Raw genomic sequence first — 22,793 nt, 5'->3', positions numbered from 1 at the left:
AGCTCGCAGCGGCTCTTGGCGCGGATGGCCATGCCCGAGGTCACCCGGCCCGAAGGGACACATGATGCGAGAGCTCGAAGACCTCCGCCCGGCCCCGTCCGTGGCGCACGACGATCCGCTCCAGGTGGCGGCCGATGAAGTACGAGCAGCCCGGCCCGAGTTGACGGGGCCCTTCTTACGTTCCCTGCCCGGAGCGCAGGCCACGGTGCTGGGGCGCCTGTGGGGGGCGTTCGCCCGGGAGCCGCTGCCGGGAATCGCCGGCCGGCGCCGCACCGGTGGCACCCTGACCGTCTCCCTGGAGGACGGCGGGTGTCTGACGGGCGACGCGGTCTTCGCCGAGCGGTTCGTCCGGACGCCGCCCGGCTTCGCCGTGGAAACACCGGCGGGACCGGTGTCGGACCCGGTGCGGCTGCTGGCCTGGCTGGGCCTGCGCACGCCGGCGGCCCGCACACTGGGTGCCGAGCTGGCCAACAGCGTGGCCAACCTGGCCCTGGCCCGGGCCGCCGTCGGAGCCGGCCTGCCCGTGGTGCGCGACAGCGTGGACGCCGAACAGGCCGTGGTCGACGGCCACCCCCAGCACCCGTGCTGCCGGACCCGCACCGGTCTGTCGGTGGCCGAGGTGCTGGCCTACGCACCCGAGCACCGGCCCCTGGTCGACATGCCCTTGCTGGCCGTTCCCGCCCACCGGTGGCAGCAGGCCGGCGCCTGGCCGGCGGAACTGCGCGACGACGACACCGTGCTGGTGCCGCTGCATCCCTGGCAGCGCGACCATGTCCTCCCACGGTTCGCGGGCCTGCCGCTCTCCGGGAGGTCGCTCACGGCGCGTCCGCTGATGTCCCTGCGGACCCTCGCCCCGCTGACCGCCCTGCCCGGCCACCACGTCAAGACATCGCTGGACGTGCAGCTGACCAACTACCGACGCACCATCGCTCCGGCGGAGGTCGCCGACGGTCCCGCGCTGTCCGACCTGGTGGCGGCGGTCGTCGACAAGTCCGGCCACGCGGACCGGCTGTGTGTGCTTCGGGAGCTGGGCGGCGGAGCCGTGCGCGTGGACGGCCGGCCGTGCCCGTCCCTGGCCTCGATGGTGCGGGAGTCGAGCGACCGGTACACGGGCCCGGACGAGATCGCCGCCCCCCTGACCGCCGTCCACGCCACCGAAGCCGCACTGATCACCGGTGACGCGGCGGACTGGCTCGGGGAGTTCGCGGAACTGGTGCTGCCACCCGCCCTGACGCTGCTGTCCATGGGGGTCGCACTGGAGGCGCACGGGCAGAACACGCTGGTGGTGCTTCGGCAGGGCCGCCCGGTACGGGTGCTGTACCGGGATCTGGACGGCGTGCGGGTGAGCGGACGGCGCCTGGCCGCCTGCGGACTCGAACTGCCGCGGCTGGCCGGGAGCCGTGCGGGCGAGGACCCGTTCGCACTGCGGACCAAGCTGTTCGGCGCACTGCTGAGCGGCGTGTTCGGCGAGCTGGTGGCCGTGCTGACCCGGGCGCGCGGAGCCGATCCCGACGACCTGTGGGCCGTGGTCGCCGGCGTCGCCCGGAGGGTCTTCGCCGCGCTGCGTACCGAGGACGGTGACGAGGAGGCGTTCTTCGCCGCCGCCTGGCCGTTGAAGGCCACCACCGCCATGCGACTGGCCGACACCCCCGGCATGGCCCAGTGGGTGGAGGTGCCCAACCCGGTGGCCGCCCAGCGCGGTGGCGTCCGAGGGGAGGCCCGGCGATGACTTCTCCGACCCTCGGCACACCGGCCCCCGGCACCACCGCCACCGACGTCGACGGCGCCACGGCGGACGTGGTGACCGCGCACACCCTCCTCAACTGCCTGGTGCGTGAGGTCTCCGGACCCGAACGCCAGGTCACCGTCGCCGACGGACACCTCCTGGTGCGTCTGCCGCGCCGCGGGGTGCTGCTGCGGGTGGCGCTGCGTCGTCTGTCGCTGATCGGCGCCCACCGCTTCAGCGGGCCGCCCGAGCGCCGCGAGGGCACCGTCTGGTCCCCGCTCGGCTCGGCCGCCCTGGCGGATCTGATCCGCGCGGAACTCACCCTGTGCACCGGCGCGGACAACGAGGAGTTCACCGCCCAGGTGGCGGCCAGCCGGGCCACCATCCACTCCGTGCTCCAGGCCCGGCGCGCCCACCGGCCCGCGCCCGACGCCTATCTCGCCTCCGAGCAGTCCCTCGTCTACGGGCACCGCTTCCACCCCACCCCCAAGTCCCGTGGCGGAGACCCACACGAGTGGCTGGAGTACGGGCCGGAGACCAGCAGCCGGTTCGCTCTGCGCTATCTCGCCGTACGTCCCGAACTGCTCCGCGCGGAAGGCGACTCCGGCGCCCTGGACGCCCTGGGTCCGGGCCGGCCGGACCACCTCGTCCTGCCCGTCCACCCGTGGCAGTACCGGATGCTGTCCGGCCACCCCGCCCTGCGTACCGCGCTCGCCCGCGGCGACGTGCACGATCTGGGCAGCGGCGGTCCGCCGGTGGCGCCCACGGCCTCGGTGCGCACCGTGTACGAGCCGGCTGCCGACGTGTTCCTGAAGTTCAGCCTGAATGTGCGCCTGACCAACTGCGTGCGGAAGAACTCCGCCTACGAGCTGGCCGGTGCGGTCGTCCTGCACAGGGTCGTCCGGCCGGTGTTCGCGGCACTGCGCGCGCGGTACCCGGGGTGCGGCATGCTGGGCGAGCCGGGCTATCGCAGCCTCGACCTCGACGGCGACCGCGATATCCACGAGGGTTTCGGGGTGATCGTGCGCGAGGGCTTCGGCCGGCATCTGCCGCCCGCCGTCACCCCCCTGCTGGCCGCCGCCGTCGCCGACGAGTACCCCAACAGCCCGGCGCACATCTCCCGGCTCCTGGCCCGCCGGGGCTCCGACCCGCTGGCCTGGTGGGACGCCTATCTCCGCCTGTTGCTGCCGCCGGTCCTGGCCGCGTACTTCGAGCACGGCGTGGTCCTGGAGCCGCATCTGCAGAACGTGGTCGTCGGCGTGCGCCCGGACGGCATGCCCGCACACGTCCTCTTCCGCGACCTGGAAGGCACCAAGCTCGTCCCCGAGCGCCACCACCGGACGCTGGCCGCGCTGGACGAGGCGACCGGCGGCCCGCTCACCTACAGCGCCGCCCACGGCTGGGACCGCGTCGCATACTGCCTGCTGGTCAACCACGTCGCGGAAATGGTCAGCGCACTGGCCGACACCGCACCCGCGCTGGAGGCGTCCCTGTGGGGGCTGGTCCACGACCACATCGCGGCCTATGCGGCCGACGCGGGCGACCCGCCCAGGCTGCGGGCGCTGCTGTCCGGCGTGCCACTGCCCGCCAAGGCCAACCTCCGGTTGCGCTGGGCCCGCCAGGCGGACCGGCACGCCACCTATGTGCCGCTGCCCAGTCCGCTGTCCGACGACTTCACCCGGCAGGTGACCCCGTGAAGGCACACCTGGAAGACCACCTGCGGCGCCTGGCGGACGACGGACTTCCCGCCTACGTCCACGACTTGGCCGGACTGCGCCACCATGTCCGCACCATCCGGGAAGCACTGCCCGAACGGGTGGAGTTGTTCTACGCCGCCAAGGCGAACCCGGATCCCCGGCTGCTGCGGGTCCTGCGGGACGTCGTCGACGGCTTCGAGGTCGCCTCGGGCGGCGAACTCCGGCATGTCTGCGAGGAGTTGCCCCGGGCCCGCCTCGCCTTCGGCGGACCGGGAAAGTCGGCTCCGGAACTGGCACAGGCACTGGACGTCGGGGTGGAGCGACTGCACGTCGAGAGCGAGCACGAACTGCAGATGCTCGGCGCGCTCGCCGCGGCCCGCCCCGTGGAGGTGCTCCTGCGGGTCAATCTGCCCATCGGCCTGGGAGCGGTGTCGTTGGCGATGGGCGGGCGGCCCAGTCCCTTCGGCATCGACCCCACCCGCCTGGATGCCTGTCTGCGGCTCCTGGCCGCCCACCCGGGCATCCGGCTGCGGGGTGTGCACGCGCATCTGGCCTCCGGTCTGGATGCCGTGGCACAGCTGCGGATCGCCGAGCACGTGATCACCTGGGCCGTGGAGTGGGCCCGCTCCCGAGGCATCCGGCTGCACGAGGTCAACATCGGCGGAGGAATGGGCGTCGACTACGCCGATCCGGGGCGCCGCTTCGACTGGCCGGCCTTCGGCAGCGGCCTGCGCCGCATCCTGGCGGACCACCCGGGGCTGAGGGTGCGCATCGAACCAGGCCGGTCGGTGAGCGCGTACTGCGGCTGGTACGTGACCCGGGTCCTCGACGTCAAGCACAGTCACGGCGAGGCGTTCGCCGTGCTGGCCGGGGGCACCCATCATCTGCGCACTCCGGCCGCCAAGGGCCACGACCAGCCCTTCGAGGTCGTGGCCCGTGACGACTGGCCCTGGCCGTGGGCACGGCCGGCCGTCGCCGACGAACCGGTGACGCTGGTGGGGCAGTTGTGCACTCCCAAGGACGTCCTGGCCCGACGCGCACCCGTCGGGCGGCTGCGGGCGGGCGACCGCGTGGCGTTCGCGATGGCCGGCGCCTACGCCTGGAACATCTCCCACCACGACTTCCTCATGCACCCGGCGCCCGGGTTCCACTACCTGGACACCGCGTCACCGGATTCCGTACCCCCGGATCCCGTTCGCCCGGATTCCGCTCGCCCGGACTGCGAGGCGCCCCCGCCCACCGTGCACGCCCAGCCGTCCGGGGGAGGCCATGTTGCCCGGCGCCGCGGCTGAGGCCACGCAGGCGGAGACCCCACCGCCCGAGCAGGCCGCGCCGCATGCGCTCCGCGTCCGCGCCTTCCGCCGGTACGTGCTCGGCCAGTTGGTGTCCAACACCGGAACGTGGATGCACCGGGCCGCGCAGGACTGGCTGGTCCTCCAGCTCACCGGACACAGCGGCACCGCCGTCGGCATCGTCACCGCTCTTCAGTTCCTCCCCCAGAGCCTGCTCGGCCTGTGGGGAGGCGTCATCGCCGACCGGTACCCCAAACGCACCCTGTTGCTCCTCACCCAGAGTCTGATGGCCGGTCAGGCCCTGCTCCTGGGAGCACTGACGCTCGGCGGCACGGTGCGGGTCTGGCACGTCTACGCCCTGGCCACGGCCCTCGGGGCGGCCACCGCGCTGGACGGGCCGGCGCGCAACGCCTTCATCGGCGAGTTGGTCGGCCGCGCACGGCTGCCCAGCGCGGTCAGCGTGAACGCGGCGCAGTTCAACGCCGCCCGCTTCCTGGGGCCGGCCGTCGCCGGGGTGGTCATCGCCGCCCTCGGCAGCGGCTGGGTCTTCCTGCTGAACGCCTTCTCGTACGCGGCGGTCCTCGCCGGGCTGGCGACCATGCGCCCGCCCGACCCCGCCGCCACGCGCCGTCGGGCGGCGAACGGCGTACGGCTGACCGACGCCCTGCGCCATATCCGCGCCACTCCCCCGCTGCGCCGCACCATCGCCCTGACCGCCGTCATCGGCACCTTCTGCCTGAACTTCCAGGTGACGATCTCCCTCCTGGCGGTCACCGAATTCCACACCGGCGCGGCGGCGTTCGGCGCGCTGTCCGCCGCCTATGCCGCGGGCAGTCTGCTCGGGGCGCTGCGGGCCGCGGGCCGCAGCCGACCGCCGTCGCTGCGGCTGCTCGTGGGGTGGGCCGCGGGGTTCGGTCTGCTCGAAGCCGCGGCCGGCGTCATGCCCACGCCCGTCGCATGTGCCGTGGTGCTGGTTCCGACCGGAGCCGCCGCCGTCCTGGTGACCACCATGGCGAACACGCTCGTCCAGCTCAGCACCGATCCGGGCATGCGCGGACGCGTGCTGTCCGTCTATTTCCTCGTCCTCCTCGGGGGCACCCCCTTCGGCGCCCCCCTGATCGGCTGGATCGCCCAGACCTTCGGCGCCCGGTACGGGCTCGTCCTCGGCGGGGCGGCCGGTCTGCTGGCCGCCGGGGCGGTGGCCGTGAGCTGCCCGGCCCCCGCTCACCCGAAAGGGGAAGCCTGCCGTGATCCAGCCGTCGGCGGCCGTCGAGATGTGTGACGCTGCGGCCATGCGGGTGCTGCTCATCGAGGACGACAACGCCATCGCCGAACCCCTGGCCGAGGGCCTGGGCCGCTACGGCTTCGTGATCGACCGGGTCGGCACCGGAGCGGCCGCGCTCGCCGCTCCGGTGCCCGACATGGTCCTGCTCGACCTCGGGCTGCCCGACATGGACGGCATCGACGTCTGCCGTACCCTGCGCACCCGCTCCCGTGTGCCGATCATCATGATCACCGCGCGGGGTGACGAGACCGACCGCGTCGTCGGCCTCGAACTGGGCGCCGACGACTACCTCTCCAAGCCCTTCGGGATCAGGGAGCTCGTCGCCCGCATGCGCGCCGTCACCCGCCGCGCCCACCTCACCGACACGACGGCCCACGACATGACGCCCGGTGACGGGGTGCGCCCCGTCCGCAGCGCACCGCAGCGCGTCGGAGACCTCGTCATCGACCGACGGACCAGGAAGGTCCACGTCGCGGGGGAGCATGTCGCGCTCGCCCCGAAGGAGTTCGCCCTCCTCGCCCTGCTCTGCGAGGACCCCGGCGCCGTCTACTCTCGCCAGCACATTCTCGACACCGTCTGGGACCCCAACTACTTCGGCCCGACCAAGACCCTCGATGTCCACATCGCCGCCCTGCGCCGCAAACTCGGCAGCCCCGCCTGGATCGAGACCGTCCGGGGAGTCGGCTTCCGGCTGACCGCCCCCGGCGCCGGAGGCGAGGACCACCGGTGATCCACCGCGTCCTGCTCAGCTATCTCACCCTCACCGTGCTCGTGCTGCTCACCCTGGAGATCCCCTTCGGGATCCTCTACGCGCGCAGCCGGACCTCCGCGCTCACCACCACCCTCGAACGCGACGCGGTCGTCCTGGCCGAACTCGCCGAGGAGGACATCGAGCACGCCGACACCCGTGCGCTGCCCCACCTGCTGAACGGCGCCATCCGACGCGACCACACCCAGGCCGTGGTCGTCGACCGGCACGGAACCGTGCTCACCACCGCCCCCACGGCCCCCTCCCCACCGGCACGGAACCTCGCCGGCGCACCGGACATCATCGCCGCACTGCACAACCACCGCACCAGTGGCACCACCCGCGACCCCCTCTCAGGCGGCGAGGCCCGCTATGTCACCGTGCCCGCCGCCTCCGGGCCCACCGTCCGCGGAGCCGTCCGGATCACCGCCCCCACCCGCGGCACCACCGCACGCATCCACACCGCCTGGGCCCTGCTGGCCGGCGCCGGGCTCGCCGTCCTCGCGGCCATGACGGCGATAGGGCTCACGCTCGCCCGATGGACCACCCGGCCGGTGCGCAAGCTCGAACGCGCCACCGCCCAGCTCGCCGACGGCACCCTGACCGAGCCCCCCGCAGCCGACGTCGGCCCGCGCGAACTCCGCCGCCTGGCCGCCACGTTCAACCGCACCGCCACCCGCCTGCAGCACCTCCTCCGCGCCCAGCACCGGTTCGCCGCCGACGCCTCCCACCAGCTCAAGACCCCCCTGACCGCGCTCCGCCTCCGCCTGGAGAACCTCGAACCCGACATCAACGCCGACGCCCGCCACCATCTCGACCAGGCCATCGCCGAGACCGACCGCCTGGTGCGCATGATCCACGGGCTGCTCGCCCTGGCCCGCCTGGAGGAAGACCACACCGCCCCCACCCCCGTCGACGCCGACGCCGTGGTCCACGACCGGGTCGAGACCTGGTCGGCCTTCGCCACCGACCTCGACGTCACCCTCCGGCTCACCGGCGCACCCACCGGCCACGTCCAGGCCATCCCCGGAGCCCTGGAGCAGATCCTCGACAACCTCCTGGCCAACGCGCTGCGCGCCACGCCCCCCGGCAGCACCGTCACCCTCCACCGCGCCCCGGCCCGGGCCCCGCACCACCGGACCGCTCCACCCGCGCAACTCCACATCATCGACCAGGGCCCCGGCATGACCACCGCCGAACGGGAGCGCGCCTTCGACCGCTTCTGGCGCGCGCCCAACACCTCCCCCGGCGGCACCGGCCTCGGCCTGACCATCGCCCGCCAACTCGCCCAGGCCAGCGGCGGATCCATCGAACTCCACGCCCACCCCACCGGCGGCCTGGACGCCGTGATCCAGCTGCACCCCACCTCCCGTCCCCACGGCAACCGAGCCGGGTGAGCCGGCCGGGCGGCCGCGGTGCCGGCCCCGATCCGGCTGCTGGGTGTTCCCGGCCGCCAGCTGATCAGCCGTCACCAGTGCGGCCCCGGCCGCCGGCGGACTCGGCGACTTGCCGGGCGTCCCGCAGGATGGGCCCGTACTGGGGTTCAGCGACGTCCAGATAGGGGCTCAGGCTGCGGATGACGGTGCCGGTGTCGTGGAGCGCGGCTGCGGCCCGGCCGACCTCCAGGGACCGGCGGGCCCGCACCACCAGGAGAAACGCGAGGTTGCCCCGTGCGGCCATGGTGGTCGGGTCGTGAGGGCCGAACGCCTTGGTGGCGGCCGGGAGGGTCTGTTCGAAGACGGCGATGGAGTCCTCACCACGGCCGGCCTCCAGGTAGTAGGCGGCGAGGGTCTCCAGTGCGAAGACGGTCTCCGGAGCGCTGTCGCCGAGCACCCGCCTGGCATCGCTGACGGCCCGCTCCTCCAGCTCGATCGCGAGGTCGAGGTCACCGGCCGTGTGGCAGGTGTCGGCCAGGGCGCGCCGACGGCGGATGGTCATGGGGTCGTCGGTGCCCAGTACTCGTTCGCTGTCCTCGAGCGACCGCCGGAGCAGGGCTTGCGCCTCCTCGCCTCCCTGCACCTCCCGGTAGGCGAGCGCGAGGTTGTGGCGGGCGGCGAGGGTGTCCGGGTGGTCGCGGCCCAGTGCCCGTTCGGCGTCCGCGACGGTCTCCTCGAGCAGGGTGACGGCCTCATCGATCCGGCCGTTCTGCACATAGAGGGCCCCGAGGCCGAGACGGGACTCGATGGTGTGGGGGTGGTCACCGCCGATGACCCGTTCGCGCGCCAGGACCACCTGTTCCGCCACGTCGATCGCCTCGGACACCCGCCCGGCCGTCCGGTAGGCGAGCGCGAGGTTGTGGCGGGCGGCGAGGGTGTCCGGGTGATCGCCGCCCAGCGCCCGTTCGGCGTCCGCGGTGGATTCCTCGAGCAGGGTGAGGGCTGCTTCGAGTCGGCCTTCCTGCAGGTATGAGCCGGCGAGGTTCTGCCGGGCGGCGATGCTGTCGAAACCGTCGTCGCCACCGTCGACCCGACTGGTCCGACCCATCAGTTGACGTTGGATCAGCAGCGCGTCGTGGGTCCGCCCGGACCGGCTGTAGCAGGCGGCTAGGTTGCTCCGAATGGCCACGGTGAGCGGTTGCCGCGGGCCGAGCGTCCGCTCGGCGCGGGTGAGCAGCCGCTCGTGGAGCTTGACGGCCTCGCGGGTCCGGCCCGCGGCCTGGTAGGCGACGGCGAGACCGGCGGCACAGTTGATCGCGTCGATGTGCCGGGGGCCCAGAATGCGTGCGGCGTCGTTCTGGAGCCGCTGCCAGTGCGTCATGGCCGCCTCGTGCAGGCCCGCGCTGACGAGGCTCTCACCGGCCCGGTGCCGGATGCCGACACCGACGGTCCGCCAGAACCGGTCGTCGGCCAACGCGACCACGTTGTCGACGCAGGCGCGCAAGGCCGCGGCGAGTTCGCGGTGGGTGCGGTCGTCCTCCGGCCACAGTTCGCCGACGGCCTCGACGGCGGCTCGGTGGGCACTTCCGGCGTCGGCCGTGGCGTCCCGGGCGGCGCGGGCGGTCAGAGGGTGCAGGGTGATGGCGTGGGCACCGCCGTCGGGGCCGAGGTCGGTGAGCAGGTTGTAGTTGTGCAGCATGGCCAGGACGCGCAGGGCTGCGGCGCCGTCGGCCGCAGCGCCGGCGGCCCGGTTGCGCCGCAGCAACCGCCGCCACCAACGGGAGTCGGGCCGGGGACGGTCGTTCTCCGCGGGCGCCTCGGGTGGGGTGCGGTGCCTGGCGAGGTAGCCGGTGACGGCCTGGGTGGTCCACAGCTCTCGCGGGTGGCCGGAGGGGGCGAACACAGCGGCCAGCCGCAGGGCCGGCAGTGCCAGGCCCTGCGGCTCCTGTGACTGGGCCGCGTCGAGGGCGAGCAGCAGCGCGGTGGTGACCGGACGTCCGTAGTTCTCACTGTCCGCGGACGACGGGAGGACGGCGTCCAGTTCGACACTGCGTCGAGCGAACAACTCCACATAGTCGCCGGTGGTCCGATCGGTGTTGATCAGGTAGGAGGCGGCGTGGCCGAGTGCCAGCGGAAGGTGTCCGAGAGCGGCGGCCAGCTCGGCTGCCCGGCCGTCGAGGAGACGCTCGCGGCCTGCCTGGGCGAGCCGCCGGCTCAGGTAGGCGGCGGACTCCTCGGGGGTGTAGCGGTCGACGTCCACCAGGGCCCGGCCGGCGGCAGTCGCCACGGCGTCGCGCCGGCGGGTGGTGGCGAGCACCAGTCCATGGCCGGGCCTGGCGGCGGTGGGCCACAGACCGTCGGCGGCGAAGTCGGTGACATCGTCGAGGACGATCAGCCAGCTGCGCTCGGTGCCGGCCAGCCAGGACAGGAAACAGGCGGCGTCCTGCTCGGCGCTCTCGCCGGTCGCGCCGGGGGCCTGGACGACGGCGGCCGCACGGGCATAGGTGGTGGTGACACCGGCCGGATCGGCGGCGCCCACCCACAGCACCAGACCCGTACCGTCGGCGACTGCCTGATGGGCGTACCACGCGGCGAGCTGGCTCTTGCCGACCCCGCCCGCGCCTGACAGCAGCACAGTCCGCACACCGGCCGCCCGGTCGCGGGCCGCCGCCTCGAAGGCTGCACGGATCGCCGTTCGCGGCTGGAAGGCGCTGGCCAGCAGGGGAATCGCACCCAGCGCCACCTGGCCGGGAAGTACGGCGTGCGGGGACTGCTGGACGGTCACCTGCACATCGCCGACGGTGCCGGCCATGATGACGGGGCCGTGCACGACGCTGTCGCGCAGCGTGTTGGTCACCGAGCCGACTTCCGAGGTATGCCTTCGCGACGTGGTGCCCCGTCGGCGGCGGTCGTGGGGTCCCGGGTCCCGGTCGTCGCCATTCCGGTTTCGGTGTTCGTCGCCGGTCACGGCCGACCGCAACGTGCCTTGCCCGGCGGCTGACTTGCGCTCAGCGGCATGGGCCCCACCTCTCCGCCTCAAGTCCCCCGGTCGGGACCGCACCACCGTACTGCCCGGATACACGTCCTGTCTGGCGGTCGGGCACTCTGCCGGTCCGGACGCCCCGTGGAGGCGGTTGAGGTGATCCGACTGTCCGAGGTCGAGGGCCGGCCCGGAGCCGATAGTGTCAGGCACCGCGAGAGTGCCGGGGAAGCAGCCACCGGGCCCGGCCGGACCGGCCGACCCGAACCGAGGAGGACCGTTGCCACCACCGGAGCCGATGGCGGAAACCCTCAGCCACACCGCCACCGTGGGCCCGTTCTTCTCCGTACGGACCAACGCCGGAGCACCGCGGGAACAGGGCTTTCTCCCCCTGCCCGAGCTGTACCGACAGGACTCCTCACCGGCGCTGCACAAGCGGGTGGAGGTGGTGGCCGCGCGGCTCGGCACGACAGAGCAGCGAGTCGCCGCGTCCCTCGTCCACCAGGGTCTCGCCGGACGTCTGTGGTCGATCGCCCTCGCACCGGCGGCGCTGGCGGGACGCGTCCCCGACCTCGGCGACGACACCCTGTGGTGGCATCCGGCCCGGAGCGTACCGGACGAGTTCTGGCTACCCGCCCCGACCACACGGCCATCGCCCCCCGAGGAAGACCTGACGAGCCGACTGCGAGCAGCGGTCGTGCAAGGTCATCTGGTGCCGCTGCAACGGGCGATCAGCACCGTGTGCCCGATCTCTCCCCGGCTGCTGCGGGGCAACGCGGCATCGGCGCTGGTCGGCGCCCTCCGCGTGCTGGACGGTTGGTGCCGCAGGACAGGCCGCAAGGAGGCGGCGGAGCGGGCCGTGGCACTGACCGCAGCCGTGCTCGACGACCCCCTCCTGCGCGGCTCGGGCACGCTGGATCCTGCCGTTCCGCAGTTCTCCCGCCGCAGTTGCTGCCTGTACTACCGCGTTCCCGGCGGAGGACTGTGCGGAGACTGCGTACTGCGGAGGGCCGGACGGTAAGGCCGGAAGCCCGTTGAAACCCACGGCCTTGGCTGCGGCCCCTGACCGGGCCCGTCTGCGCCTCAGGTGCGGGGCCGAGCGTCCAGGAACCGGTGCAGGGATTCCGTCATGCTCGTCACGAAGGCGTCCCGGGTGCGGTCGGAGACCAGGTCCAGGGACAGGTACGGGTTGAGGTCCTCCAACTCGACGAGGAGCAGTTCGCCCTCCCTGGTACGACAGGCGTCCACGCGTTGGATGCCGTGGTCGAGGGTGTTCCAGTCGATGAAGCGCCGGGCAAAGGCCAGGTCGGCGCCGGTGGGCTCATACGGTTCGAGGACCCAGCGCCGCTCGGGATCGGGAGCGTGCAGGGCGTACTGGAACGCGTCGTCGACGTAGTAGAAGGACACCTCGTAGCGGAAGTCGATGCGTGGCTGGACCAGGATGTCGCCGTAGGCGAGGCCGTCCAACTGCTGCGGGGACACGAAGGACAGGCCGATGGAGTCCGCGCCCGCCTTCGGTTTCACCGCGTACTGGCCGGCCTCGGGCAGCAGGTGCAGGTCCTCGGGCCGGTCGATGGTGGGGATGACCGGGTACCGAGCGGCGGTCAGCTCCAGCAGGTACTGCTTGCCGGCCATGTCACCCCGGCCGGACAGCGGGTTGTAGACCCGGGTTCCGCCGGCCACGGCCTGTTCCCGGAAGGCGCTGTACTCCTTCTCGTAGTGCAGGACGGGCCCACTGTTGCGGACCACGACCGCGTCGAAGGCATCCATGAGGGCGGCGGCATCCAGCGGGTGGCACAGAGCGACATCGAAGTCGTCGCGCAGCCGGGAGGTCAGGAAGATGTCCTCGTCGCAGTAGCGCCGTCCCCGGGCCTGGTAGGCGAGGTCGGTGACGAACAGAACTCTGGGGCGGTCGGACATCGACATGGTGCGTCTCCTTGCAAACGGTGTCACCAACCTACCTGTCGCCCAGGAAACCCAGTGGCGCACCTGGGCCGTCGGACACCAACATGCAACGCATGAGCGAACAGCCCGCGCGATGGACCACGGCAACTGTCCACCCCGACATGTGGGTTGACCCGGACGACGATCCCCGCAACAACGACGGGCCCAGTCCGGACGGCGAGCTGGCGACGCTGCAGGACTTTCTGACGGACTACCGCCTGACGCTGCGGATGAAGTGCGAGGGCCTGGATGCGGAGCAACTGGCACGCCGGTCGGTCCCACCGTCGACGATGTCGCTGCTCGGTCTGGTACGCCACCTCGCCGAGGTGGAACGGGGCTGGCGCAACTGGATCAGCGACGGCGACCCGCTGCCGAAGCTGTACGGCGAGCGGGACTCGGACTTCCACGGCGCGATCGCCGAGCCGGCCGTGGTCGACGCGGCCTTCCGCGACCTGGAGCGCGAGCAGGCCGCGACCGATGCCGCCCTGGCCGAGCATCCGGACCTGGGCGAGCGCGTGGGGCGGGACGGGATCGCGGTGCGGGAACTGCTGGTCCACAGGATCGACGAGTACGCCCGTCATTCCGGGCACGCCGACCTGTTGCGCGAGTGCGTCGACGGAAGGGTGGGCCAGTAGCGGGGCGGGAGGGGTCCGTCCGTACCCCGCAGAGTGCTCCACAGCTCCCTCCCCGTAGGTCACCACAGGCCCGCACGGAGTCTCCGTGCGGGCCCTGCCGTGCTGACGGCTACCGGTCAGAGGTCGGACGATGCGGCACGACGTGGTGCGGGAGGCGAGGGCGGCACGGTGTGCGGCCCGCAGACGACACCCGTCGTCCGGCCGGCACTACTGGACGAGCTTGCCGATGGCGTTGGCCTCCTGGACCTGGCCGGCGAGGAAGTCCCAGGAGAGGTTGATGTAGCCGCCGTCGCCCCAGTTGCCGCCCCAGGAGTTCTCGACGCGGACGCCCTGGTTGTTGTAGCCGACGATGGTGATCTCGTGGCCGCCGAGCACCGGGTCGTCGGCGCCGCCCGGTTGATACGAGTAGTCCGCCGCCTGCTGCTGGGTGATGTCCTGGAAGCTCTGGTGGACCGGGAGGGAGATGGCGACGGGCTCACCGTCCGCGAGGGCCTGCTTCACGTCGGCCTGTATCTGGTTGCCGGTGTGCAGTTGGGTGTGGCCCGACAGCTTCCAGTGCGCGGCGTTCTGACGCTCGGCGTCGGTCGGCTGGCTGGTGAAGTCGAAGTCGCCCTGGGTGTAGTCGGCCTTCGAGTCGACGCCCTGCGACTCCGCGATGCCGAACGTCGCGTCCGGGGTGCTGCCCTGGTCGTTGCCCTTGGCTATCTGGGCGTAGGTGTACATCGGCGCCTGCGGGCCGGTGGTGATGCCCTGTTGCTTCTCCTGGATGCTGTAGCCGGAGTAGTCGATGGCCCAGGACACGCAGGAACCGACCTGTCCCTGGTTGCCCGGGTCGATCGCGTACTTGCTCAGGTCCACGCTGTCCGGCACGCCGTTGGGCGCGCCGTCCTTGTGCGGAGAGAGGGCCGCGAGGCGCGAGGCGACCGAGGTGTGCGTGGCGAAGGTGCTCACCTTGCCGCCGGACGGCAGCTTGGCACCGAGTGCGAAGTGGCGGTGTGCGGTGGTGGGGTTGTCGGGCGCACCCGAGGCCAGGGCAATGGTGCCGGAGACGGCGACGATGGCACCGCCGGCGGCCACGGCGATGATGGCGCGGGCTCTCTTGTTCGTCTTCTTCTTGTGCGAGGGGTTCATGTGGGGGGTCTCCTCAGGGGGATGGAGGTATGGCGGTTCTGGTGACCCGGTGCGGGTCACCGCCGCCGACCGGGACCGGCCGGCGGAGCTTGAACGGGCGACGGGGTGGGGGTGGGCGTGCCCGGCATCCGCTGTCCGGCGGTGCGTGACCGGGTGGTGCGGAGTCACGCGAGCCGGTGCCGGTACGGAACCGTTGCGAGGTCCGTTCCGCCGGTGCCGACCAAGGCGGGCCGCACTGGGCACTGGGCCTGACCGGCCGACCTACTGGCCTTCGGCAGGCAACGCATCAACGGCCTTGCAGGGCAGGCGCGTTGAGTGGGACAACCCCGTCGGGGAAGCGGCGCGGCCGCTGACTGTCGAGCCGAGGCGTGTGCCTGACTATCGCATGGAGCGCCGGGACCTCGGGACTGCTCCAGGGGTGCCTGTGGCCGGGTGCCAGGGTGCGGTGGCGGGTACGCCGGGGCGGCGTGGTCGAGATCCAGGCGAGGTCCGCAACGGAGTCTCCTTGCATAGGGAAGCAGCCTGTGCCCGCCGGCCGTCGGGAAGTGGCCGGGGTGCTCGGGCGGCTCCCAGGGGTGGGGGGAAGGAGCCTGCAGCGTCGGACTGCCGAGGCCGGAGGTTCCATCGGTGAATTCCGGTGGAACTTCTGTTCGGCGGGCCGACTTGGGGTGGGAAGTTATGCGGCTCCGGCACCGCGCGTCAATCTCGTCGAAAGCCCTGGTGCGGCCGCCAGTTGAGACAGATGCGACGTGAACAACCCAAACATCTCAAGCATGCTGGTGTGTCACGATGCAGGATGGTTGTCCGCTCTTGTCGTCCGGTGGTGTTGGTGGTGCCTGTGGGGCGCCGCCGGCCATGGGTTCACTTGCCTGGCCAGGGGAGATACGGTTGACGGAAGGCGGTTGGGCGCGGTGGACGCCACCGTCGAGAGAGGCGCGAACGACCGACGGGGCCGACCCGGCGAACGATGTACGCACCACCCACCACGCCGCCTTCCTTTTCCTTCTCTTTCCTCTCTCATGGGATTGGGTGGGGCACGCAAAGCACGCCGGCATGGAACTCGCCGCCAAGGCCCGCACGGTGAGGCCGGGTCATATCAAGCAAGATCATGCCCATGCCAAACCTTCCGCGACATCACCCGAGAGAAAGCGGAGTAGTGCTGCGGTGGCGGGGAAAATATCGGCCGTCACTCCACGCGACGGGAGCTCTCGGCATGACGATCAGTCACCGCACCATCGGAAGCGGCGCGCACAAGGTCCTGGTCCTGCATGACTGGTTCGGCACCAGCGCGGCCTGGGGGCAGTTCCTCGACCATCTGGATCCGGAGGAGTTCGGCTACGCCTTTCTCGACTACCGCGGCTACGGCGACCGGCGGGACGTGACCGGCGAGTTCACGCTTGCCGAGATCGCCTCGGACGCGCTCGCCCTGGCCGACCAGCTGGGCTGGGACACTTTCTCCGTGGTGGGTCACTCCATGGGCGGCAAGGCGGCACAGCGCATCCTGGCCCAGTCGCCGCAGCGGGTGCGCAAGCTGGTGGGGGTCGCACCCGTCCCGGCCAGCGCCTACGCACTCGACGGCGACGCCTACGAGCTGTTCCACGGCGCGGCGCAGAACCCGGCCCATCGGCGGGCCATCCTCGACCTGGTCACCGGCCACCGGGCATGCGACCGGTGGCTGGATGCGATGACGTCCCGCTCGGTCGCCGTCTCGCGGCCGGGGGCCTTCGCCGCCTACCTGACCGAGTGGACCACCCAGGACTTCGCCGCCAAAGTGGCCGGCAGCCCCCATCCGGTGAAGGTCTTCGTCGGCGAGCACGACCTCGCCCTGACTCCGGACGCGATGCGCAGCACCTGGCTCACCCACTATCCCCAGGCCGAGCTGGAGGTACTCGCCAACTCCGGCCACTACCCGATGTACGAGGTCCCGGTGGCCTTCGCCACCGCCCTGGAGCGCTTCCTCCGCAGCTGACGCAGCCGACGGAACCGGCCCGCTGACTCGACGGGCCCAACCGGCTCAACTCACGCAACTGGCCCCGCAGCAGGTGTTCACTGCTGCGGGGCCAGTGCTGAGGATGCCAGTACTGAGGAGTCGTGTGGAGGTCAGTGCTGGGGATGCGGGTGCATGTGGAACATGGACCGCAGGGACCTGTGGTGCCTGGCGGTGGTTCCGGGAGTGAGGCGGCCGGCTTCGACGCGCAGCCGGATGGCGTGGAACACCTCGACCACGCCCAGGACGATGGCCATGATGCCGGCCACCAAGGTGAGCACGGCGATCGAGGAGAACGGCGACACGATCAGCACGACGCCGGCGAGGAGAGTGATGACTCCCAGGAACATCTGCCACCCGCGTGCGGGTATGGCGGGTGCAGACCCGGCCGCCGCCGTCATCATGATGCCGCGCAGCAACCAGCTGAAGCCGATCCAGAGGGCGAGCAGGAAGATCGACTGCAGGGTGCCCCGGAAGGAGATGAGCCCGAGCAGCACGCTGACCGCGCCCGTGATGAAGTGCAGTGCCCGCAGGTGTCCGGGGACGTGCGCGCCGAAGGCCGCGGCGAGTTGGAAGACACCGCTGACCAACAGGTAGACACCGAAGGCCACTCCGACGACGCGCAGTGTCCCGTGCGGCCAGGCCAGAACGACCACACCCAGCGCGATCGATGCCAGACCGATGGTGATCAGGGCTTGCCAGCCGAGGTTCGCCAGGGCGCCCAGGGTTTCGTTGGCCGGTGAGGACATCGCCTCGGTCCGGGACTCACGTGGCGGGCCACCGCCCGCAGGATCGGAGGGGAATGTCATGCTGCCTGCCTCCCTCTCTCAGGGCCCAGCTCGATCAGGTCAGGGCTTTCCGGTTCCGTTCCATCGTCACTCCTTCGGCCCCGTCCCGCTCGGGGAGAGCCGGCGCCCACCCCGCAACGGTCGGGAGTCGCCTCGTGACAGGGGGTGGTCTGCTGCGCCCCCTGCACGAATCCGGCCCGTTCGCCGCACCGCACCGTCACTCCGCGATACCCCGCGTGAGCAGGACCGCGGTGACGAACCTGCGGTAGAGACGGATCGGGTCCTCGTCGGTCAGGCGGACGGTGACGGCGTCGGCGCGTTCGATGCCGGTGATCCAGGTGGCCATCTCCGCAAGGTCGGGGTTGCGGAAACGTACGGTGAGGGTAGCCGGCAGCACGATGCCCGGCGGGTCTGCCTGGGGCAGGGCACGCACCGCCTCGTAGGCGGCCTGGCGTATCAGGGCCCGGGCCTCGGTGGGGTGCAGGCTGTCGGCGGCGAACCGGGACACCGACGACTTGACCACGGCGCTGTGGATGCGCGGGCAGAACGGCTCGATCTCGGCGGCCGTCGTATCGTCCCCGGTGATCAGCACCACGGGCACGCCGTGTCCCAGCGCCACCAGCGCGTTGATCCCGCTCTCCCCCGCGGTGACGCCGTTGAGCAGCACCTCGCTGATCGCCCGCGGGTTGTAGGTGTGCGAGAGGGCGGCCGGCGCACCCGCCATCGAGCCGTGGTACGAGACGAAGAAGACGCCGTCGAACGACGGGTCCAGGCCCTGCATCATGTACAGGGGTTTGTGCCGGCCGGAGAGACAACGCGCCCGGCCCGCCAGGGTGTCGGGGCGCAGGTTCGCCATCTTCCCGTGCGAGTCGTTGACCAGGAACTCGGTCGCACCGCCGGCCATGGCACCCTCGATGGCGGCGTTGACCTCCTCCTGCAACAGGCCCCGGTAGTAGGCGTATTCGGGCTCCGGCGGGCGGCACTGCGTCCAGTCGACGACGCCGGCGGTGCCTTCCATGTCGGACGACACAAAGATCCTCACAAGCAGCTCCACGTGTGCGGTGGTGTGCGGTGGTGTCGTTCCGACCTACCCCGTTGTGCGTCGGGTGCACCGTGGAGATGACGTGCGCGGCCCTCGTGGGTGGTGCTGCGGGGCTGCTCAGGCGGCGGCGAGGGAGATCTCGGTCGACTTGATCAGCGCGACGACGGAGGTCCCGGAGGCCAGGCCGAGAGCCTCGACGGCGTCCTTGGTGATGGCGGCGGTCAGTTCGCCGCCCTCCACGGTGACCTTCACCGAGCCCATGGCCCCGCCGGTCGCGACGTCGACGACGGTGCCGGGGATCTGGTTGCGGATGGAGACGCCCTCGACCGGGCCGGTCGCGAGGGCCACCTCGGTGGACTTCACCAGGGCTTTGACGGCGGAACCCTCGGCCAGCCCCAGGTCCTTGACGGCCTCGGCGGTGATCGCGGCGGTGATGTCCTGACCGCCGGCCAGGCGCACCTTCACAGAAGCCATGGCCTCGCCGACGGCGACGGCGGTGACGGTGCCGGGAATCTGGTTACGAATGGACATACCCATGGCTCGAACCCCTCACAAATCCGGAATCGGAATGGCGGGCACGGTGTGACCGACATCGTGACTGACGCTATCGGACGGAAACCCCGGCCATTGTGATCGTGTCACATTTGCCAACCGAATGCGCGGAGCCGCATGGCGCATTCCGCGCAAGGCCACAGGCAAGTTGAGACAACGAGCCGTTCCCGCAAAGACCTCGCCCACCCCCCCCCCGCCACGAGAAAATCCCGTTCCACTGCAAAAAATATCCTGAGGGCCTTTTCACGGCGGCAGCTGCCACACCAGATCCCTGCCGGGCTCAGCATTTGCCAATCGTCGATCAGCAAACAGCAATCAGTGCGGAATCCCGCAGGGGGCGGGAAGGCGAGAGCGCCCGCCGGAAAGCGGCCCGGTCCGGCGCCTTCGGATCAGACGGTCAGTTGATCGAGGATGCCGGCCACCTCCGCCGACCTGAGCAGAAACCCGACGTGACTGGTGGCCAGCGTGTGCACGTCGTACGGGTTGTCGGGCGTCAGGGCATCCGCTTCGGCGATCAGGCGGTCCTGCATGGCCACGGGGAGCGACCGGTCGTCGGTGAGACGGATGTAGGTGCGGGCGATGGTGCCCCAGGTGTCGGCGTGACCACGCGCGTCGGACGTCATCACCGCCAGGGACTCGTCCGGTTGCAGGATGTTCAGGAAGGCCCGGAACTGCTCATCGGTGGCGTCCGCCATCATCGACGCCTTGAGCGCGGACAGCATGACCGGGTCGGCGGTGCGGTAGTTGGCCCGGCCGACGCCGAGTTCGGTGGGATCGCCGACGTTCAGCGCGGCCAGCGGTGCGAGCAGGTTGTCACCGAACTCGGGCTCCTGCATGTACTCGATGGGGTTGGCGCGCTGTACGCACGACCAGCCGGAGATGTAGACGAGCCGGCTCACCAGGTCCGGGACGGTGTTGCCCACGCCGGTGATGGTGGTTCCGCCGAGGCTGGCGCCCACCAGTACCACCGGCCCGTGACCGGCCATCCGCCGGACGACGTCGACGACCATGTCGACGTTGTCCTGGAGGGTGACCCCGGCCAGTTTCGACGGCTCGGCCGCCCACGCGTCCAGGTCCTGCGGCGCCTGATAGGCGGTCGGGTACTGCGCGTCGAAGCCGTGCCCCGGAAGGTCGACGGCGAGGCTGCGGTGACCGAGCAGCGCCAGTTCCCGCTGGAGCGGGGCCCACATCAACGAATTGGTGCACACGCCGTGCACCAGGACGAACGTCGGGCTCGCCGCGCGATCCCGGCGCGGACGGGACGAGTTGGTGGAGGTGGAGGTGGAGGTGGAGGTGGATGTCATACGGATCAGTCCAATGTCCGGTGGCCTGGCGCACGGAAGCCGACGGCGGCGGTCGACCAGCGCGTACCGCCTGGTCAGGGGCAACGCGCGAGGTGGACACGCCCACCGGCAACGGTGCGCGTGAAAGGTCGGGGCCCAGCGCGTCCGCGGGACGGGTGCCGTGAGAGGGGATGGCCTGCCGCGGGTTCCTGGGTCGGTGCCGGTCGCCGAGCGACTGCGGCGACGGACGTCTCAGGCGATCCGAAGGGGAACGAACATGCAGAACATGACTGGGACCCTACCAGCCGGCCCCTGCCAGGCGGTCCCTGCCAGGCAGAGAATCACCGCCGAGGCCGACTGACTTGCCAGGCACGGCAGTTCCGCACTCTCAGATGTGGATCGCCCTGCACGGGCTGGTGACGCTGAAGCTCGGCGGCTTCCCGATCCCGCCCTACGACGCGGAGCGCTCTCGCCGCCCAGGTCCACGGGCTGCCGGCGGGCGCCGGCGACGGCCCGTCGACGGCCGATCGCTCGCTGCGGCTGCTCAGCGTGCCCCACGGACGAAGTGACCCCAGGGGCACACGGTGCGCATCCGGGCACCGGCGGTCGCACCCGGATCATCCGTCCGGCGGAGTTCCCCGGCGGGACGCGGCTCGTTGCTCAACGCACGAGCACCGTAAGCGCCTTGTCCTCGTTCGTTGTCGTCTTCCCGGCGCTGGGTTCGGTGCGGCGCCAGATGGAGGACGCATGTCACAGCTGTTGCGGGTGCAGTGCTTCAACGTCTCCCGGGACGGGGTCGGTGCCGGTGAGGGGCAGTGCCTGGAGCGGCCCTTCGGGCACGCGGACCCCGCTCCGCTCTTCTCCCGGGCAGGCGCCACTGCCAGCTGGGTGAACCGCCCTGGGCGACACCACGTTCCACTTCCTCGACGCGAAGCCGGCCGAGGCACTGGCGCGGGCGACGGAGGCCGCCGGTGACCGGACGGGGCGAGCGGCTGCGGAAGAGCCACACCGAACTGCCCGACCGTTTCCATCTGGAGTCGGTGCCCAGCGCCGGCGGGGTCACGCACCTGGTGTTCCGGAGGCGTTGAGCACCCACATACGGTCACCCGCGCAGGGCGCATGCCGCGCTGGGCGGGTGACGTCATACCGGCCTTGTCGTCCGCATCGCGCATGGGGTCAGGTGCGCAGCGGCCGGCCCGCGGGTTCCGCGGGCCGGGCGCCGCACGTGGTCGACGAGGTTGGGGCCGGGCCGCGGCCGCGGTGAGCGGTGGCCGCGGCCCGGTGGCGTGCCGGCCTGCCACCCTGGGCCTGCGCTACACCATGGACGCGGTGCCGCTGGACCCGTCGTGCGTCCGCGGCTCGCACCGTCGCGTGCCGGACTCGTCCGCCGGCGGCCCCCTGGTGCTGTGCTCGGACCCTGACTGGCGACCGCATCCGGCCTCGGAGGGCGCCGTCCGCGCGGTGGACTTCCCGGACCTGCTGCCGCGTCCGCAGAGCCTGCGGGACTGAGTGCCCGGGCACCGACGTGTGCGGCGCCGGTGGCCTGCCCCGGGCACCTCGATCTGCGCTCCTCCCGTTAGGCTGCCCAGCGCATGTCAGATCCACGTCAAGCCTTCGGGGGACTCATGACCACACCGCCGCCCGGTTCGCCCGGTCAGCAGCCGTACGGCTTCCCGCCCCAACAGCCGCCCCAGTACGGCCAGTATCCGCCCTACGGACAGCAGCCACAGCAGCCCTACCCGCCACAGCCCGTACCCCCGGCCCCGGCCCCGAGCCCGGCCAGGAGTCGCTGGAACTTCGGCTGCGTCGGCTGGGGCGTCATCGTGGTGTGCCTGGCCATCGTCGTCGGACTGGTGGTGAAGTTCTTCTTCCTGGGCGGATCCGACACCAGCCCGCGCCACGCCAAGGTCGGCGACTGTGTGCACGCCGCCAACACCGCTCCCGGCAGCAAGGTCGAGAAGGTCAAGTGCTCCGACGCCACGGCGAACTACACCGTGGCGAAGCGGTACGAGTACGACGGCCTGATCGGCACCCGCAGCTGCCAGGACGTCCCCGGGGCCACCTTCCGGTACCACGGCCAGTACTACACCACCGTCCACCACCACCGGATCACGCACACCTACCTCCTGTGCCTGACCCCGCGCAACGGCACGTCGGGAAACCCGGCTCCGACCGGACGGCCCTGACCCCACCGGGACGTGCGACGCGGCCGCACCCTGCGCGCGGCGGGCGGCGCGCGGCGGGCGGCGCCGACGTCATCCTGGCCACCGGCCCGTCCTACCGGGCCGCCACGGACGTCCCACGCCTGCCGGGGACGTGCGGTGCCG

18 protein-coding genes and 1 pseudogene are annotated in these 22,793 nt (G+C 71.7%); 12 read left to right on the top strand and 7 right to left on the bottom strand.

Going from position 1 to position 22,793, the window contains the following annotated elements; genetic code table 11:
* Nucleotides 1–64: 64 nt before the first annotated feature.
* The 6 genes from K2224_RS32260 to K2224_RS32235 are packed head-to-tail and all read left to right on the top strand — an operon-like array spanning nt 65 to nt 8,145.
* On the top strand, nt 65–1,729 hold the full coding sequence (locus K2224_RS32260) for an IucA/IucC family siderophore biosynthesis protein (RefSeq protein ID WP_221910713.1): 1,665 nt from the start codon (nt 65–67) through the stop codon (nt 1,727–1,729).
* Nucleotides 1,726–3,423, top strand: a complete 1,698-nt coding sequence (locus K2224_RS32255; protein WP_221910712.1) for an IucA/IucC family siderophore biosynthesis protein — start codon at nt 1,726–1,728, stop codon at nt 3,421–3,423. Before K2224_RS32260 ends, K2224_RS32255 begins: the two co-directional genes overlap by 4 nt.
* The gene (locus K2224_RS32250) at nt 3,420–4,715 is read left to right on the top strand and encodes a type III PLP-dependent enzyme (protein WP_221910711.1); all 1,296 of its coding nucleotides are present in this window, start codon (nt 3,420–3,422) and stop codon (nt 4,713–4,715) included. Before K2224_RS32255 ends, K2224_RS32250 begins: the two co-directional genes overlap by 4 nt.
* A complete protein-coding gene (locus K2224_RS32245; protein ID WP_260693605.1) occupies nt 4,693–5,997 on the top strand; it encodes an MFS transporter in 1,305 nt (434 codons plus the stop codon). The genes K2224_RS32250 and K2224_RS32245 overlap by 23 nt, the downstream gene beginning before the upstream one ends.
* A 10-nt stretch (nt 5,998–6,007) precedes the next feature.
* Nucleotides 6,008–6,730 (top strand): response regulator transcription factor, encoded by a 723-nt coding sequence (locus K2224_RS32240; protein WP_221912083.1) that lies wholly within the window; start codon nt 6,008–6,010, stop codon nt 6,728–6,730.
* The gene (locus K2224_RS32235; RefSeq protein WP_221910710.1) at nt 6,727–8,145 is read left to right on the top strand and encodes a HAMP domain-containing sensor histidine kinase; all 1,419 of its coding nucleotides are present in this window, start codon (nt 6,727–6,729) and stop codon (nt 8,143–8,145) included. Before K2224_RS32240 ends, K2224_RS32235 begins: the two co-directional genes overlap by 4 nt.
* 64 nt (nt 8,146–8,209) lie before the next feature.
* Here the strand turns inward: K2224_RS32235 and K2224_RS32230 are convergent, their stop codons facing one another.
* Nucleotides 8,210–10,981: a tetratricopeptide repeat protein gene (locus tag K2224_RS32230; protein WP_221910709.1), complete on the bottom strand. Its 2,772-nt coding sequence runs from the start codon at nt 10,979–10,981 to the stop codon at nt 8,210–8,212.
* 403 nt (nt 10,982–11,384) lie between these two features.
* Here K2224_RS32230 and K2224_RS32225 point away from each other — a divergent pair, with 403 nt between their 5' ends.
* Nucleotides 11,385–12,125 carry a (2Fe-2S)-binding protein gene (locus K2224_RS32225; protein WP_313904813.1) on the top strand — a complete coding sequence of 247 codons (741 nt, stop codon included), beginning with the start codon at nt 11,385–11,387 and terminating at the stop codon, nt 12,123–12,125.
* Between the two features lie 62 nt (nt 12,126–12,187).
* On the opposite strand, the gene K2224_RS32220 is transcribed toward K2224_RS32225, so the two are convergent.
* Nucleotides 12,188–13,024 (bottom strand): hypothetical protein, encoded by an 837-nt coding sequence (locus K2224_RS32220; protein ID WP_221912081.1) that lies wholly within the window; start codon nt 13,022–13,024, stop codon nt 12,188–12,190.
* 98 nt (nt 13,025–13,122) lie between these two features.
* Between K2224_RS32220 and K2224_RS32215 the strand changes: the two genes are divergently transcribed.
* On the top strand, nt 13,123–13,683 hold the full coding sequence (locus K2224_RS32215; RefSeq protein WP_221910708.1) for a DinB family protein: 561 nt from the start codon (nt 13,123–13,125) through the stop codon (nt 13,681–13,683).
* Nucleotides 13,684–13,890: 207 nt separating this feature from the next.
* On the opposite strand, the gene K2224_RS32210 is transcribed toward K2224_RS32215, so the two are convergent.
* Nucleotides 13,891–14,814, bottom strand: coding sequence for a C1 family peptidase (locus K2224_RS32210; protein ID WP_221910707.1), 924 nt, complete (start codon nt 14,812–14,814; stop codon nt 13,891–13,893).
* Between the two features lie 1,213 nt (nt 14,815–16,027).
* On the opposite strand from K2224_RS32210, the gene K2224_RS32205 reads away from it, so the two are divergent.
* Nucleotides 16,028–16,783: an alpha/beta fold hydrolase gene (locus tag K2224_RS32205; protein ID WP_221910706.1), complete on the top strand. Its 756-nt coding sequence runs from the start codon at nt 16,028–16,030 to the stop codon at nt 16,781–16,783.
* Nucleotides 16,784–16,914: 131 nt separating this feature from the next.
* Here the strand turns inward: K2224_RS32205 and K2224_RS32200 are convergent, their stop codons facing one another.
* The 4 genes from K2224_RS32200 to K2224_RS32185 form a co-directional block, all read right to left on the bottom strand.
* The gene (locus K2224_RS32200; protein ID WP_221910705.1) at nt 16,915–17,610 is read right to left on the bottom strand and encodes an HdeD family acid-resistance protein; all 696 of its coding nucleotides are present in this window, start codon (nt 17,608–17,610) and stop codon (nt 16,915–16,917) included.
* A 196-nt stretch (nt 17,611–17,806) separates the two neighbouring features.
* A complete protein-coding gene (locus tag K2224_RS32195) occupies nt 17,807–18,631 on the bottom strand; it encodes a M55 family metallopeptidase (protein WP_221910704.1) in 825 nt (274 codons plus the stop codon).
* Between the two features lie 117 nt (nt 18,632–18,748).
* The gene (locus K2224_RS32190) at nt 18,749–19,168 is read right to left on the bottom strand and encodes a molybdopterin-binding protein (protein WP_221910703.1); all 420 of its coding nucleotides are present in this window, start codon (nt 19,166–19,168) and stop codon (nt 18,749–18,751) included.
* Nucleotides 19,169–19,572: 404 nt separating this feature from the next.
* Nucleotides 19,573–20,487, bottom strand: coding sequence for an alpha/beta fold hydrolase (locus K2224_RS32185; protein ID WP_221910702.1), 915 nt, complete (start codon nt 20,485–20,487; stop codon nt 19,573–19,575).
* A gap of 726 nt (nt 20,488–21,213) precedes the next feature.
* Here K2224_RS32185 and K2224_RS32180 point away from each other — a divergent pair.
* The 3 genes and pseudogenes from K2224_RS32180 (at nt 21,214) to K2224_RS32170 (ending at nt 22,652) form a co-directional block, all read left to right on the top strand.
* Nucleotides 21,214–21,554: pseudogene (locus tag K2224_RS32180) on the top strand (hypothetical protein).
* A gap of 193 nt (nt 21,555–21,747) precedes the next feature.
* The gene (locus tag K2224_RS32175; protein ID WP_221912313.1) at nt 21,748–21,975 is read left to right on the top strand and encodes a hypothetical protein; all 228 of its coding nucleotides are present in this window, start codon (nt 21,748–21,750) and stop codon (nt 21,973–21,975) included.
* Between the two features lie 116 nt (nt 21,976–22,091).
* Entirely contained in the window at nt 22,092–22,652 is a 561-nt protein-coding gene (locus K2224_RS32170; protein WP_221910701.1) for a hypothetical protein, read from the top strand.
* The last annotated feature ends 141 nt before the right edge of the window (nt 22,653–22,793 follow it).

Source organism: Streptomyces sp. BHT-5-2 (assembly GCF_019774615.1).
GTDB lineage: Bacteria > Actinomycetota > Actinomycetes > Streptomycetales > Streptomycetaceae > Streptomyces.
This window is presented reverse-complemented; position numbering and strand designations above follow the sequence as displayed.

What these genes read in the sequence shown, in the direction of transcription:
- K2224_RS32260 (WP_221910713.1), top strand. Translation starts at nt 65, where the DNA reads ATGCGAGAGCTCGAAGACCTCCGCCCGGCCCCGTCCGTGGCGCACGAC.
- K2224_RS32255 (WP_221910712.1), top strand. Translation starts at nt 1,726, where the DNA reads ATGACTTCTCCGACCCTCGGCACACCGGCCCCCGGCACCACCGCCACC.
- K2224_RS32245 (WP_260693605.1), top strand. Translation starts at nt 4,693, where the DNA reads ATGTTGCCCGGCGCCGCGGCTGAGGCCACGCAGGCGGAGACCCCACCG.
- K2224_RS32240 (WP_221912083.1), top strand. Translation starts at nt 6,008, where the DNA reads ATGCGGGTGCTGCTCATCGAGGACGACAACGCCATCGCCGAACCCCTG.
- K2224_RS32220 (WP_221912081.1), bottom strand. Translation starts at nt 13,024, where the DNA reads ATGTCCGACCGCCCCAGAGTTCTGTTCGTCACCGACCTCGCCTACCAG.
- K2224_RS32215 (WP_221910708.1), top strand. Translation starts at nt 13,123, where the DNA reads ATGAGCGAACAGCCCGCGCGATGGACCACGGCAACTGTCCACCCCGAC.
- K2224_RS32210 (WP_221910707.1), bottom strand. Translation starts at nt 14,814, where the DNA reads ATGAACCCCTCGCACAAGAAGAAGACGAACAAGAGAGCCCGCGCCATC.
- K2224_RS32205 (WP_221910706.1), top strand. Translation starts at nt 16,028, where the DNA reads ATGACGATCAGTCACCGCACCATCGGAAGCGGCGCGCACAAGGTCCTG.
- K2224_RS32200 (WP_221910705.1), bottom strand. Translation starts at nt 17,610, where the DNA reads ATGACATTCCCCTCCGATCCTGCGGGCGGTGGCCCGCCACGTGAGTCC.
- K2224_RS32190 (WP_221910703.1), bottom strand. Translation starts at nt 19,168, where the DNA reads ATGGGTATGTCCATTCGTAACCAGATTCCCGGCACCGTCACCGCCGTC.
- K2224_RS32185 (WP_221910702.1), bottom strand. Translation starts at nt 20,487, where the DNA reads ATGACATCCACCTCCACCTCCACCTCCACCTCCACCAACTCGTCCCGT.
- K2224_RS32170 (WP_221910701.1), top strand. Translation starts at nt 22,092, where the DNA reads ATGACCACACCGCCGCCCGGTTCGCCCGGTCAGCAGCCGTACGGCTTC.